The organism is Acinetobacter sp. V89_4 (assembly GCF_029967875.1).
GTDB classification, from domain to species: Bacteria; Pseudomonadota; Gammaproteobacteria; order Pseudomonadales; family Moraxellaceae; genus Acinetobacter; species Acinetobacter oleivorans.
In genome coordinates this window covers 306875-322588 of the sequence record NZ_JASCAI010000001.1, presented here as the reverse complement: position 1 = coordinate 322588, position 15714 = coordinate 306875, and the positions used below count along the sequence as shown (strand labels likewise).

General features: G+C 36.2%; 8 protein-coding genes. 3 read left to right on the top strand and 5 right to left on the bottom strand.

The features are described 5' to 3' along the window. Nucleotides 1-18: 18 nt before the first annotated feature. The 5 genes from QLG01_RS01535 to QLG01_RS01515 form a co-directional block, all read right to left on the bottom strand. Entirely contained in the window at nucleotides 19-6498 is a 6480-nt protein-coding gene (locus tag QLG01_RS01535; RefSeq protein ID WP_282495674.1) for a DUF637 domain-containing protein, read from the bottom strand. Nucleotides 6499-6522: 24 nt separating this feature from the next. Next, the gene (locus tag QLG01_RS01530; RefSeq protein WP_282495673.1) at nucleotides 6523-8262 is read right to left on the bottom strand and encodes a ShlB/FhaC/HecB family hemolysin secretion/activation protein; all 1740 of its coding nucleotides are present in this window, start codon (nucleotides 8260-8262) and stop codon (nucleotides 6523-6525) included. A gap of 126 nt (nucleotides 8263-8388) precedes the next feature. Next, nucleotides 8389-9852 (bottom strand): amino acid permease, encoded by a 1464-nt coding sequence (locus QLG01_RS01525; protein WP_205668932.1) that lies wholly within the window; start codon nucleotides 9850-9852, stop codon nucleotides 8389-8391. A 399-nt stretch (nucleotides 9853-10251) separates the two neighbouring features. Further along, entirely contained in the window at nucleotides 10252-11346 is a 1095-nt protein-coding gene (gene astA, locus QLG01_RS01520; protein ID WP_192455810.1) for an arginine N-succinyltransferase, read from the bottom strand. Beyond that, a complete protein-coding gene (locus QLG01_RS01515; RefSeq protein WP_282495672.1) occupies nucleotides 11343-12578 on the bottom strand; it encodes an aspartate aminotransferase family protein in 1236 nt (411 codons plus the stop codon). The genes astA and QLG01_RS01515 overlap by 4 nt, the downstream gene beginning before the upstream one ends. Nucleotides 12579-12714: 136 nt before the next feature. Here QLG01_RS01515 and QLG01_RS01510 point away from each other — a divergent pair, with 136 nt between their 5' ends. The 3 genes from QLG01_RS01510 to QLG01_RS01500 all read left to right on the top strand — a co-directional run bounded on the left by QLG01_RS01510 (nucleotide 12715) and on the right by QLG01_RS01500 (nucleotide 15695). After that, a complete protein-coding gene (locus QLG01_RS01510; protein WP_002120489.1) occupies nucleotides 12715-13137 on the top strand; it encodes an Lrp/AsnC family transcriptional regulator in 423 nt (140 codons plus the stop codon). Between the two features lie 328 nt (nucleotides 13138-13465). Then, nucleotides 13466-14896 carry a gamma-aminobutyraldehyde dehydrogenase gene (locus tag QLG01_RS01505; protein ID WP_282495671.1) on the top strand — a complete coding sequence of 477 codons (1431 nt, stop codon included), beginning with the start codon at nucleotides 13466-13468 and terminating at the stop codon, nucleotides 14894-14896. A gap of 28 nt (nucleotides 14897-14924) precedes the next feature. Further along, the gene (locus QLG01_RS01500; RefSeq protein ID WP_199987057.1) at nucleotides 14925-15695 is read left to right on the top strand and encodes a nuclear transport factor 2 family protein; all 771 of its coding nucleotides are present in this window, start codon (nucleotides 14925-14927) and stop codon (nucleotides 15693-15695) included. Nucleotides 15696-15714: the final 19 nt, after the last annotated feature.

The following is a 15714-nucleotide window of genomic DNA, read 5'->3' as shown; positions in this document are numbered from 1 at the left end:
TATAAAAAAACTAAAAAACTATTTTTTAGTAGATCCATGAAATAATGTTAAATTTACTAAAGGCATATCTTTTGTAAATCCACTAGAACTTGAGAATACACAAGCATGGCATAATCCAGCTGGATTTTCCTGTGTATTAGCAGTATTTTGAACAGTCATTGTAACTTTAGTTGGGGTAGCAGAGTAATTATCTTTAATATAACTAAAAAGTTTCATTTCTGCATGGTTATAATTTGTTTTCGGATTTCCACTATTATTAAATCCTATTTGTATAGCAGCAACACTACGCGAATCCTGTGTAATAACTTGATATTTAACTCCATTAACCGATATATTCGTAGGAGCATTTCCATTCCAAGATGTTCCACTAACAGCTATTATATTCTGAATCCCTTGTGCAGTTTGAACCTTTGCAATAGCTATTGATATTGCATCTGATTTAACCTTACTTTTTAGCCAAGCTGGATTATTTGCTATTGCATTTCTGATAGAGTCTGGATTAAGCGATTGATCTTTATTATCATTGAGTAATTTAGATGTATAACGCTGTCCAGCATATTTAGGTTGTGCAACATGAACAACAGGTCCAACTTGTGGAATATAACGTGTAATACCAACAGAAGCGATTTCAGCCAGAGCAACTAAACGGCTTGGATCATTCGTACTCAAGCTTGTGCCTGTGATTAAAGTAATGACCGCGTCACCAACAGTCACTGTATTTCCAATCACTGGCATTGATTTGACTCTATCCAAGCCTCCCGCTATTTGAACACGAGTAGCCTCATTTGCATCTAAATATTGTTTATATTTAGTTTGGCAGGCTGCGGTTGAAATACTATTACAATTTGTTTTTTGCCAAAAATCTATTTTTTCGAAAGTTGAATATAAACTACCAAGATCACGGATATTGGCATCTGCTTTTGAAAGGCTATTAAATTTAGGCCAACTATTAAATTTACTATACTCAGAATTATAAAAAATTTTATTTACTTTATTTAGTTCATTTCGAGTTCGTTCACCTTCAAAAAGATCTTTTATGCCATTAATGCAGGCATTGCTTGTAGCATTTGCACAGTCAGCTCTTAGACGTGTGTCATTTGTTTTACTAATAGTTTCTGCAGCAGCTATCATTGCACCACTACATTTACCCACACTTCCCCCACCTTTAATACAGCCATCATAATTTGTTTTTAAATCTCTATAATTTTTTGAAGTTAAGTAATTATTACTGACTGCTAAAGAAGCTGATGATGCAGCATAACCTGCGTCATAACCAGCTAAACTAGCTAAACTGCCTGATATTAATTTAGAAGTGTTAATGACTTTTTCTTGATATTTATTTATTTCCTCTGCAGTTGCATCTTTATTTGGTTGCTCTATCATTCCTGCAACAATCTCACCAACACCAGCACCAATTGCTCCAGCTTCGCATTGTTTTTGAATAGCTCCAGTTAAGCAACCTGATGCAATATGAGCAATCTTATGTAACAGAGAATCTATAACTGTAGGGTCTTTTATATCTAAACTTAATCCAATATTCTGAGCAAATTCAGCCTGTAAGCTATTACTAAGACCCGCTAAAAGTGATGCTTCAAGATTATCACTCAGGCTACCCCCATTGATTGCGGAATTAATAATAGATGAGCTAGTACTATTAACAAATGCTACATATAAACGGTCATTAAATGCGGTACTAGTTTCCGGTAAGTTAAATTGTACAGATATACTTTTTAACGCGCCCGCTGTAGCAATAGAAGCAACTAAATTACGTATTGATTGGTCACTACCCAATTCTTTTAACGTGGCAGCAACATTTCCTCCATTATTGATTAAGCTGATACTTGCCTGAGTAGAAAGTGAAGTAATTGCAGCTTGAGCCATTGAGGCAGCCACTCCAGTGGTTGAGAAACCAAGTGCTCCTGCGGCAGAAGATCCTGCACCAGCTGTTAAAGCGGTTACAATAATAGTTAATATTGCAGCACCGGCTGGTGTTAAGCCTTGCTGCTTATAGTCCCAATTTTTTTTCGTTAATTCAACAGCCATCCAGTTTACATTTTTATCTTTATTATCAATTAAAGTCTTTAAATACTCATATCCTTTTTCTTTTGATAAAGTATTAATAATATCGACAACTTCTGAGTTTTCTCCTTGTTTAATAGGAACCTGTACAGATAAACTTCCTTCAATTTTAATATTATTAACTGGACCATTAAATTTAGGTAAATTCGCAAGTTCTTCAACTGTACCCTTACTTTCCATACTTTGCCAGAAAGTATTCTTTTTACTATTATCCTGAATATTCGAATATAAGCCCTTAGCTGAAGTAATAACCAATTTTGCATCGGGAGAAGGATTAGGACCATCACCCACCTTAATTGAAACTCCTTCAGTAAAGTTAAACTGTGTACCTTCTAAATATGTGCTTCCACCAGATGAAGAAGCAATATAATGCCCTGTTATTACAGTGGGTATTTGATTATTAACAATCTTTGAACCAACAGAATTTGAATCTCTATATTCAACTCCTAAAAACCCAGCATCTTTTTTAATAGTACTTACTTCATTTATCTGATCTTGAAAAGTGACCATATAAATATCTTTAGCTGCTTTTAATTTCACCTGATCTTTAGGCGCCTGAATTTGTGTACCATATAATGATATATTCCCTCCCAGAGACTCAATATTTATTTTATTTGCTTTCAGTACATCACTTTTACCAATAACTCCCTCTAGTATACTCGTTTCGGTTCTAGTAGATTTTTTTAATCCCCATATCGATTCTTTTGTTGTAGTTTGTTGAGTCTTTGTATAGATATTATCCACATTATGGCGAAAATCTATATTTCCACTTCCAACAATATTAACTGTATCAGCTGCCTTAATATCTGTGCCTTGTAGTATTAAATTTAACCCACTTTGATCATTAGCAATTAAATTAATATTTTTCGCATTAATATTATTTGGCTTAGTAATATCTATTTTTTGATAATAATTTTCATTTTCTTTACCAAGTTCATATTGATCTTTTACATTTGCAAATACAATCGAAGAATCTAACTGGTTTTCCACTAACTCAGCTGTTTTTTTCTTATCTAATTTACCTTTAGCGTATACAGTAAAATCACCAAGCGTGTTTACTTTTGCAGAGTTTATAATTATACCATTATTTGAAATTAAATTAATATTTCCATCGGATTGTAAATCAACCCCTCTATGTAGATATCCTGAAAAATTTAAACCAGAATAATCTATAATCTCATTAACTTGTTTAAAATCTTCAAAATAATAATTAAATCTTTTTTTACCTAAAATAACTGCATATTCAGAAAATAAAAGGTTATATCTATTGTAAAGATTTGTCACACCATATACATTATTAAGATTAATTATTTCTTTTTCTGCATTATTAATTTCATTATTAGCATAATCAATACGCTTTTGCCCAGCTCCTTTACCTGAGAATGCATGTTTAGTCGAATAGATATAACCTCTTAAGTTATTCAGTTTTTTTTCATATTCTGGATTATTTTTTTTAAATAACTCAAATTCACTATAGGGATCACCATAACTCTCAGTAAATTTCTCCATAGCCTTTATATTAAAATCACTTACACTTTCATTTTTAGAATTAAGACTAATATCTCCCTTATTAGCCAAGATTGAAATTCCATTTTTTGACTTTAACCTTGCCGCATTTAAATCAATATAGTCTGCTGAAAGATTAATAGCTCCATTTTCAGAAACAATTTCTTTATTATTCTTCCCCTCATCCAGATCATAATCATGCCTCTTGTTGAGCACTAAACCACCACTTGAATATAAATTTATATCACCATAAGCCTTAATATAATTCAAACCAAAATTCAAGTTATCTTTAGATTGGATGTCAATAGTTCCATTGTATTTTTTCAATACATTATCTCCATCCATAAAACTAGTTTTACTTGAAATTAAATATAAATCTATTTGTTTTTCATCATATCCCTTTAGTGCATTTATTAAAATAGCCCCTCCTTGAACTTTTAAAAGCCCATTAAGCTCAACATTATTACCCAAAAGTGAAATTAAACCCTCAGATTTAAAGCCATTAAATCCAGATATATAGCTATCATCAAATCCTATCCAGCTATAACCACTTTTAACAATCAACTTATCTTTAGCTTGAATGTTTACATGTCCACCAGAGTTTATTTTACCTGCATTAAAATAAACACTACCATTAGAAAATAAATTTATATTATTTTTTGTATTATAATTACCAGCACTTACTTTCAACGTATTTCCAGAAAGCATTAATATATTATTAGCCTCAAATTTATTTATATTATTACTTAATTTACGGTTACCTCCCCCTGCACCATACCCACCACTATACCCACCACCATAATATTCATAAACATTATAATACCTATAAACATCAACATCTATATTTTCTCCCCCAACAAAAATACCACCAAAACTTGACTTAAAATCAACTCCATTTAAATAAACATCATGGTTAGAATAAATATTTAAATCCCTATAAGTATTAATATGATTTTCACTCACCTCCTCATTAAATAACCCTATATCCACTCCTTTTGAATCCAAAATTTTTTTTTCCATTACCTTTGAATCAATTTTAATATTTCCATTAGATTTTAAATAAATCCCTCCTAGATTTGATGTTAAATTTAGCGTATTTGCCTTAACATCACCACCAGTTGAAATAATACCAACATCACCATCCAAATTTAACTTAAGACCTTCTCCAAGATTAATATTACCTTTTGATTCAAAATTGGCACCTCCTTTTGAGTTAAAGGTAAAATTTTCACCTAATTCCAAACTTCCACCTGATCCAACTTTAATATTTTGTTTTTTCAAATTATCTTTACTTTGTGAAAAATCAATTTTATTAATAGATAGATCTCCATGACTATAAAAATTATAATCTCCTTCTGCTTTAACAATAGAATCACTAATTAATAATTTTTTATTTACACTACCATTTTGAAGATTAATATTTTGACCAGAGGTCAATTCACTTCCCTCTAAACTTAAACCACTACCTAATATACTTATACTTTTCCCTGATTTAATATTGTTGTTTTTTTTAATTAAAATACTTTCCTTACCTACAATATTAACATCAGCTTTCCCATCAACTGTTGCATTACCTTCTAAATTAACATTATTAGCATTTAAGTAAATTCCACCATCTACCGCTGAATTTTTTAATTGTATTTCATTTTTTAAGTTAATATTTCCATTTGCAGCTAAAATTAATGCCGTATTATTACCCTCATCAATTTTAACTTCTTTTGCAGTAATATTTAAATCATTAGCTGAATCTAAATTAATTATCCCCTTACCAGAGATTGTTCCACTATTATTAATATCACCCGCTGCACCAGTACCCGTTGTTTGTATGTTCACTAAACCTTGAGTTTTACTGGTCGAACTGATTGTGCCACTGTGCTCAATTTTTCCGGCACTGGTAATCACCAGATTGTTTACTGCCTGAATTGTCCCTGCGTTAGTCACGCCCAAACCTTTTTCAGTTCCCATCAAGTAAATATTATTGGCATACATCCCACCCAGCGCTTTAACATCTACCGCCAATGTCGGTGCGGTTCCAGTACCTGTTTTAGCAGTAACATCCTGTAGGTCTGCACTGACATTATTCGCCCCGGCAATGACCTGAATATCATTTTTAGCACGTAGTTCAGCACTGAGTTCTAATGCACGCGCATAGAGGTCTACATAATTTGCATCGTTATTATTTCCCCCTAAGCCAAATTTAGAATTCGGGTTTGCTGAGACCGTAATTTTTCCTTGGTCAACCGTAAACTGCTTGATACTGCCATCAGCATTTAACTGAGGTTTACCTGTGGTGAAAATTGCCTTGTTGGCATTAATAAAGCCGCCACCTTTAATACTAATACCAGACGGGTTGGCAATAATCACATCTGCCATTTGCCCTGCAACTTCCAAGTTCCCTTCAAAGCGTGAAGCGGCTGATGAATTGACTTCATTTAAAATAACTCGTGCTTCACCTGTAGCTAAAAACGGGTTGGCTGCAACGTTTCCTACTGTTTGTGTCGTAGCCCCTTGGCGGCTGTTATTCAGGACGGCACCTTCAGCCAGTACATCAAACTGTTTATAAATATTATGGGATATCCCATTTTTGGGAGTTTGAATATTGACGACAGGAACGACTGTACCAGCCGAGTTCTTACCAGCACCAATCACTGCTCTATTCGCAGCATTTGCTGCACTATCCGCCACAATACCCGCATAGACAGGTGCTAAAGGCATCCACAAACTTATACTGGCAACCAATGCTTTCACTTGCCAGAGTTGGTGAAATGCCTGAGATTCAGTGTTATTAATATTGCTCTGGCTACTTGCTTCACTTTGGCCTGATGCCTTGGTTTGGCTTCGTACATTTTCGGCCACCACCACAAACATTTGACGTGCTTTGCTATAAATAATGCGATAACTATTCTTGTTCATGAATTAAGTCTTTTCTAAAGTAAATTAATAAGAAAGGTTGATACTAAAACCGGTAACCCAGTCTTTTTTTATGCTGTCAGGTGCAATTAGCCCCCGACCTGTAAAGGCATCCAGATAAAAACTATCTTGATAGGTGCGTAGCCCTAAAACACTGCCGAGTAAATAACGCTGACCGGGTATGCTATTGCGCCCATTGACCCAGCCTTGATCGACCGCCATGTAAAACTGGGTATTTGGAATTGGTGTATTCAAGCTGATTTCTTGCTGTACATACTGCCCGTTATCGCCAGAAAGCATGAGCTCACCATCAAAACCACGCACGCTATAGCGACCACCAATATAAAAGCGGTCATTCGGTACTAGAATTTTCGGTGCATATTGTCCACGCCAGTTAAGGCGATATTGAGCCGGTTTTTCGAGCAAAAGGAATGGTGTGCTAAAACGTAAATCGGCACTTAAAAGTGGCGCACGGGAGTAACCTTCAACAGGAAGATGTTTTCCCTCAATATTGGTAATATTTTCTTCTGGTGCAGTTCGGGCACCTACTCCCATCCCACGACGGTAATCGATGCTGCCGTCTAATATTGCATTTCCTAAATATTGACGATGCTGAAACCCTAAATTCCAGCCTGAAGTCCTACGGTGTAAGACATTAATCTCAACATCATCAATAAAACTTTGGCTTTCCTTATGATAAAGTTTTCCATACAGACTAGTTTTATGCTGCCCGCTACGGCTAATCACACGAGACAAATTCAGGTTGGCTTGTTGGCTGTTACCATGATAAAGCAGTGGACCATTCGCACCTAAGACTGTTTGCTTATATTGATAGTCATTGTAGCTAAGACCTAAATCATAATAACCAACAGGTAATTGATAACTAACAAAATAACTTCGGTTTAAGTCTTCATGAAAGTCATCTAATGAGTGACTCACGTTTAACGATAAAATATCATTTAAATGAAACGGGTTATTGACGCCTAACCCGATGTTTCCCATATAGGTACCAGTATCCTGATTACCCGAATCATCTACACTTAAATTGAAATTAACTTTTTGTAGTGGCTGAAGTTTGAGTATTAAATCGCTATAGCCCGTTAATTCTTTATCTTGAGCACTTGCAGGCGCAATTTGCATATCTACCGCATAGACACGTTTGAGATTTTCCAACCCCTGATCGAGCCTTTTTAGATTTACAATGTCACCTGCTTTAAATGGCAAGCCTGTCTTAAGTTGTAATGAAGAAATTTTACCTTCCTGAATTATGATTTTATTCAGGCGGCCGATTTGCACACTCAGGTTTAAATTACCCTGATTTAAGTCTTGCGGACTCACGACAATTTGACTGGTAATAAAACCCTTTTTTAAAAGTTCGTTTTGGGCATAGTTCACGATGTTATGTAAACTTTGGGTTCCAATACATTTACCCAAAACATTCTGTGGGTGTTTTTTTATAGCCTTAACCACAAAGTTAAATTGCTGTAGTTCAGACTCTGACTGGTCATTTAAAGGAATAAGACTAATTTTTTTAACCGTTATACATGGACTCTCTTCAACAACCAGATGCTTAAAATCCTGTAATGGCTTGGTGTTTTGGTAAGGAGTTTGCTGAGCAAGCTGGTCTTGTATTTGTTGGTTAAGCTCTTTTAAACGCTGATCTTGAAGCACCTGACTCGGTAAAGAAACATCTTCAATCGCATAGACATATTGATGAAAACCCGCAAAAAGAATAAGGGAAGTAGTTATAAAATTTCTAGTTAACATCTCATATACAGAATTGTACGTATAGTCACACTATTTTACATAAACACAATATATATCTCAATATTTAAGAGAATAAAAAAAGCTAGGCACTCACCTAGCTTTAATATAAAAATAACTATACTCGACTTAAATATAATCAACCTTTTGTGCTTTTAAAATATCAAGCTGCAACATCTTTTTCTTTTTATATTTATAGGCAACAAATAAACCTATAAACCATACTGGTGAAAACTCTAAAGCAATCAGCGTATCATGATCTAAAGCTAAAATTACAATAGTGAAGACTAAAAACAACATCGTCATCCATGCCATGAATAAACCACCTGGCATTTTATATTTTGACTGGATATGTAATTCAGGACTTTTCTTACGATAATAAATATACGAAAGCACAATCAGCATGAATGTAAAAATACATAAAATTGAAGTAAGTGCTGAAATAATCGTAAATGCCGTCATAACATTTGGAACAATAAACAAAATGGATGTTCCAAGCGTTACACAGGCCATTGAAAATACGAGGCCTCTAATTGGAACCTTTCTTTTAGACAGCTTACTAAAGCTTTTAGGCGCATCGTTGTCTAATGCTAAGCCATATAACATACGACTGGTCGCAAATATTCCACTATTTGCAGAAGATAGCGCCGAAGTCGCAACAACAAAGTTGATTAAACCTGCCGCAATTGGTAACCCTACCAATGTAAACATTTCTACAAATGGGCTTTTTTCTGGTGAAACCTTAGCCCAAGATGTGACCGCAATAATACAAACCAATGCGCCCACATAAAATAATAAAATACGTAAAGGAATAGAGTTAATTGCTTTTGGAAGTGAGGTATGCGGGTCTTTGGTTTCAGCAGCTGTTGTACCAACCAGCTCAATACCAACAAACGCAAATATGGCAATTTGGAAACCAGCTAAGAAACCTGTTACACCATAAGGAAACATGGATTGTGTTTCAAACAAATGGCTCATTGAGGCCTTAACCCCATTTGGTGAAGTAAATCCGGTACTAATTAAATAAATACCAGCCAAAATAAACAGAATAATTGCAGTAATTTTGATGAGTGAGAACCAAAACTCAAGTTCACCGAACAATCGCACAGCCACAAAGTTGAGTATGGTTAAGACGGCCAATGAAGTAAATGCAGGAATCCAAACGGGTAAATCAGGATACCAAAACTGCATGTACCCTCCGATCACAATCACGTCTGCAATCGCAGTAATAATCCAGTTACACCAGTAGGACCAACCAAGGAAAAACCCTGCCCACGGACCAAGATAAGCTGTTGCAAAATCGGCGAATGTTTTAAAATTAGTGTTCGCAAGCAACAATTCACCCATTGCCCGCATCACGAAGAAAAAGAAGAAACCAATGATTAAATAGGTTAAAACAATTGAAGTACCCGAAACACTTAATGTTTTCCCGGAACCCATAAATAATCCAGTACCAATTGCACCACCAATTGCGATCATCTGAATATGACGATTGGTTAATGAGCGCTGCAATTTCTCTTCTTCTTGTTCAGTCATATGTTGACTACCAAGAAGATCTCCTTCCAGGAACTGCTTTCCGTTATTCTTACTCATGTAATATTTACTCCAATTTATAGCAACCGTCGTAAATGCTTTAATAATAAATAAACTATATGATTATTAATTTAGTCCATTAAATCATGTTAAAAATATTATTAAACCACTTAAAACCTTATAAATTCCTTTTTAAAAGCTATTACCTATAACAATAAAAATTAATCATCAATCCTTTCCTTCATTATTATATTAGCCTGCTTTTCTCAATATAATTTCAATAAACAATTAAAATATATAAATTAATTAAATATTTTATTTACTTACTCTTTATATAGAAAAACAGGCTAATTAATTCCAGCTCAGTGAGCAAGATTGTATTTATCCATATACCCATCTTGCGCTAGCGATAATATAGTATTCCTTCTTAAATTTGGTGAAATGTATAGTAATTTCTGTTTAATTAACAGCCATTCGAAAATCTTCAGTCGCTTTGAGTTTATTGACCACTTCTGGACTCGAAACTTGTTTAACTTGAACACTTAGCACCCGAACTAAAGAGCCATTTTCAACATTCAATTGTTTTGCTTGTTCTTTTGTTAACTGCAATATATTTTGATGCGGTTTGCTATAGACAAGAATCGAGCGATAATTTTCATAGTCATCATTGGCCACAATATAAGCGTCATCACCTACCGCAATATTTTCAGGTTGTTCAATTTGGATCGCTACAGACTGACTTTCTTTAATTGCCCGTAAATTTTCGATATCGGCCTGCAATGTCGCCCCACCATCAAAAATATCGACATAGCCTTTATAGCGTAGTCCCTCTTCAAGCAAGAGGTTGTAGGCTGGTCGAGTATTTGGGTGAACAATGCCAATCGCGGCTTTCGCATCATCAGGTAACATATCGACATAGAGTGGATGTCTTGGCATTAGCTCAGCAATAAAAGCCTTTTGCCCGACTCCACTCAAATAATCGGCTTTGGTAAATTCAATATTAAAAAACTTATGACCTACCGCATTCCAAAATGGTGATTGTCCATTTGCATCAGAGTATCCACGCATTTCAGCAACAATCGTTTCTTCAAAATATTGGCGAAATGCTGACAGAAACAAGAAGCGAACTTTAGATAAAAATTTGCCATTTTTATTTAAGCGATAGTCAGGATCTAAAAATAAAGTACAAAGCTCACTACAGTTAGTATGGTCATTACTCAAATATAAAGTAGGTAAAGCGTTATAAACACTTAAGGGTTCAGATGCATGAACTTGGGTTCCTACATGAAAGTTGTACCAAGGCTCTTTTAAACCAAGTGCAACTTCAATTCCGCAAACGCCGACAACTTTATTGAGTTCAGTATCTTCTAGAACAAATAAGTAAACCTGATCTGCCTTTGGAAGTTCGCCTGCGACTGTCTTACACGCCCGCTCAATACGAGCAGCAAGTTTTTCCATATTGGGCTGCAAAGATGTCAAACCAAAACCCGCTTTTTGCGCCAACAGGTAAAGGTCATTAACATCTTTAGGTTCGATGTAACGGATAATCATCATGCTGCTTGTACATCCTTTTGAATTTCTACAAAGCGAGCAAGCGCACGTTCAAAGCGTTTTAGACCTTCATCAATATCAGCAAATGGAATAATTAAAGAAGGTGTAAAACGTACAACATTCGGACCTGCAATAAGACTCAGTAAACCTTCTTCACCTGCAAGGTTATTAATGTCTTTTGCTTTACCAGCAAACTCTTCTTTTAACGCGCAACCTATCAGTAACCCTTCACCACGAATCGTTTCAAAGATTTCATATTTTTCATTTAATTGATTTAAAGCGTTTTTATAGTAATCATGACGTTCTTTCACACCTTCAAGCACTTCAGGCGTATTAATAAATTCAAATACTGCACCTGCAACCGCACTTGCTAACGGGTTACCGCCATAAGTCGTACCATGTGTACCCACTGAAAAATGTGGAGCAAATTTATCAATTGTTAGCATTGCACCCACAGGGAAACCACCGCCTAACGCTTTTGCAGTCGTTAACACATCTGGAATAACGCCAGAGTTCATGTAGGCATACAGTGCGCCTGTACGGCCTACACCAGTTTGTACTTCATCAAAAATCAGTAAGGCACCAAACTCATCACACAGTGCACGTAAACCTTTTAAAAATTCGATGTCCGCAGGAATAACGCCGCCTTCACCTTGGATCGGTTCAACAATGACTGCACATGTTTGCTCATTAATCACCGCTTTTGCAGCTTCTAAATCATTAAAGGCAACATGGTTGATACCGTTTGGAAGTGGTGCAAAGTCTTGTGAATATTTAGGTTGACCACCCGCTGAAACGGTAAATAAGGTACGGCCATGGAAAGCATTATTAAATGCCACAATGCCACTTTTGCCAGCAACGCCGCTGTCTAGACCAACTTTACGAGCCAGTTTTAAAGCAGCTTCGTTCGCTTCAGCACCTGAATTACAGAAGAAAACCTTGTCTGCAAATGTATTATCGGTGAGTTGTTTTGCAAGGCGTAGAACGGGTTCATTGGTATAACCGTTACCTACATGCCAAAGTTTTGTTGCTTGTTCTGTTAAAGCATTTACTGCCACTCGATGCGCATGACCTAATGCGTTTACTGCAATCCCGCCTGCAAAATCAATATATTCTTTATTTTCTTGATCCCAAATACGTGAACCTTCGCCATGTACCGGAATGAAATTTGCCGGTGCAAAAACTGGAACCATCCACTCGTTAAAGTCACTACGTGAAACTGCAAAATTATTCATTTTATCTAGTCCATTAAATTAAAATTATGAGGGTTAGCTGATGACCCTATTATTCAAAATCAAATTGATTCACAAAATTTGTAATTCAGTAAAAAATGAATTATTTTTTACCAATTTGATAATTGACAATTACAATATGGATAACATTGATCAAATTATTTTAGGTTTACTTAAAGATAACGCACGGATGTCTGTTACCGAGTTAGCCGAAAAAGTTCACGTTTCAAGAGCAACGGTAAAAAAGAGAATCGAATATTTGGAGTCTTCGGGCATCATTACTGGATATACAGTACGGTTTAAACCCAATGCTGAACGCAACGTCATCCGTGCATGGATGAGCATTATGGTTGAAGGGACCAAAGCGCAATCTGTGATTAAAGAACTACGCCTAGAAAGTGCCGTTGAATGTTTGCATAAAACCAATGGCAAATGGGATATTTTGGTCGAGCTACGCTCTGACACCTTAGAAAACTTCGACAAAGTTTTAGAGAGAATCAGGAATATTTCAGGTATTTATAACAGTGAAACTAGCATTCTTCTTGCTAGTCATAAGACCTAATCATTCACTTTAATTTCAACAAATAAGAACTCGAAATTGATGAGCTAAGCACAAGGTCTGGCTCATCAAGCTGCTCTCGATGAGAAAAATTCTGCTCTTATCTTTCCTCAAATCTACTGAACTACGACGATAATCAACCTCTCCTAAAAATCTTCACAAATTTTTAATTTTTTTTAAATAATCAAATCAAAAACTTAAAATCCAATCTGAAGTAAATTCCAACTTTTTCCACTCACTCCCCTCATCAAAGCATTTGACAGAAAATTTAAAACATAATACATATAGTATTATATGTTATATGTTAAAACCTAAGGACAAGGTACAAAAAATGGCTAAAACTCAACTACAACACTTTATTAACGGCGAATATGTTGCTAGCAAAGGAAATGATTATTTCGACTTGGTAAGCCCAGTGACTGGTGAAGTTTATGCACAATCACCGAATGCAACCGAGGCCGAAGTTGATGCAGCTTATGCTGCTGCAAAAGAAGCATTCAAAATTTGGGGACGCAGCACACCTTCAACTCGTCAAAAAGCATTATTGAATTTGGCAGATGCTATTGAAGCAAATGCTGATCGTTTAATTGAGGCACAAAGTCGTAATACGGGTCAGTTAAAACACTTAATTGCATCTGAAGAAGTGGGTGCATCAGCAGATCAGGTTCGTTTCTTTGCAGGTGCTGCTCGCCTACTCAATGGCACTGCTTCAGGTGAATATTTAGAAGGTTTAACCTCTTCTATTCGCCGCGAACCTGTCGGTGTAGTTGGGCAAGTTACACCTTGGAACTATCCACTCATGATGGCTGTTTGGAAAATTGCTCCTGCTTTGGCTGCGGGTAACACAGTGGTACTTAAACCAAGTGATACAACTCCTGAAAGTACGCTTTTACTGGCAGAAATTGCTGCACCATTTTTCCCTAAAGGCGCATTTAACGTAGTGTTAGGCCAAGCGCAGGTCGGTTCAAAAGTTGTATCCCATAAAACACCAGCACTTGTTTCTATTACAGGTTCGGTTCGTGCTGGATTACAGGTTGCAGCTTCTGCCGCTGCAAATTTAGCAAAAGCTCACCTTGAGCTTGGTGGTAAAGCACCTGTCGTGGTTTTTGAAGATGCCGACATCGATAAAGCCGTTGAAATGATTGCTTTAACAGGCTATTTCAACGCAGGCCAAGACTGTACTGCGGCAACACGTGTGATTGTGTCTGAAGCTGTTCATGATGAGTTTTTAGGCAAACTCGTTGAAGCTGCAAAGAATACCCGTTTTGGTGAACCCGATGATCAAGATGCGCTTTATGGTCCACTCAACAATTCTAATCAATTAAAGAATGTTAAAGCCTTTATTGACAACTTACCTGCTCACGCCAAAGTTGAAACAGGCGGAAAACAGGCAGACCGTCCAGGCTTCTATTTTGAACCAACTGTTATTAGTGGTTTAAAACAACACGATGAAGCCATTCAAAATGAAATTTTTGGACCAGTGATTACCGTTCAAAAATTTACAGATGAAAATGATGCGATTGAAAAAGCCAACGATGTTGAATATGGCCTAGCTTCAAGTGTTTGGACCAAAGATCACGCCCGCGCAACTCGTCTGTCACGTGAACTCGATTTCGGTACAGTTTGGATTAACACTCATATTCCTTTAACCGCAGAAATGCCACACGGCGGTTTCAAAAAGTCAGGTTATGGTAAAGATTTATCTGGCTACGGTTTTGAAGAATATACCCGCGTTAAACATGTGATGAGTTCAAACGAATAATAAAAATGAACTTTGAAAGGAGATCAAAATGAATAAACAAGAAATGAAAGACTTGGTGACTAAAGCCCATCACGAGCTATTTAATTTGCACGACACCACTGCTCTGGATCGTTATTTTTCTGAAGACTTTATAGAGCACTCACCACTCGTTGCAAATGGCATTTCGGGCCTTCGCCAATTGGTAGAAGACTGTCCTGACATGCAACACGAAGCTGTGCGTGTATTGGCAGATGGTGACTTGGTTGCAATTCATGGCCGCTTTCAAGGATTAGATGAAAACCCATTAGTTGGTTTTGATATTTACCGAGTGAAAGATGGCAAAATTGTGGAACATTGGGATGGGCTAGTCACTGAAGCAGCGCCAAATGTGAGTGGTAGAACCCAATTAGATGGTCCAACTGAAATCGTGACTCACCATGATTCGGAGAAAAATCGTGAGATTGTGACCTCTTTCTTTAAGAAGTCATTAATTGATGGCAATTACGAGGCATTTAAAGAATACACCCACGACGATCAGTTCATTCAACATAGCCCAGACATTGGCGATGGTGTTAAGGCAGTGATTGATTTTTTGAACAATATCCGTAATGAAGGACAAGGTTTGGTATACTCCAAAACTCATCGCTCCATTGCTGATGGTCAATTTGTATTGACACATTCCGAAGGAAGTATTGCCGGAAATCGACATGCCTATTTTGAATTATGGCGTGTAGATAATGGCAAAATTGTTGAACTTTGGGATGCAATACCAGCCGTGCCTGAAGATGAACAGGCCGTCCATCAATATGGCGTGTTTTAATCATTTATCCGTTTCATTA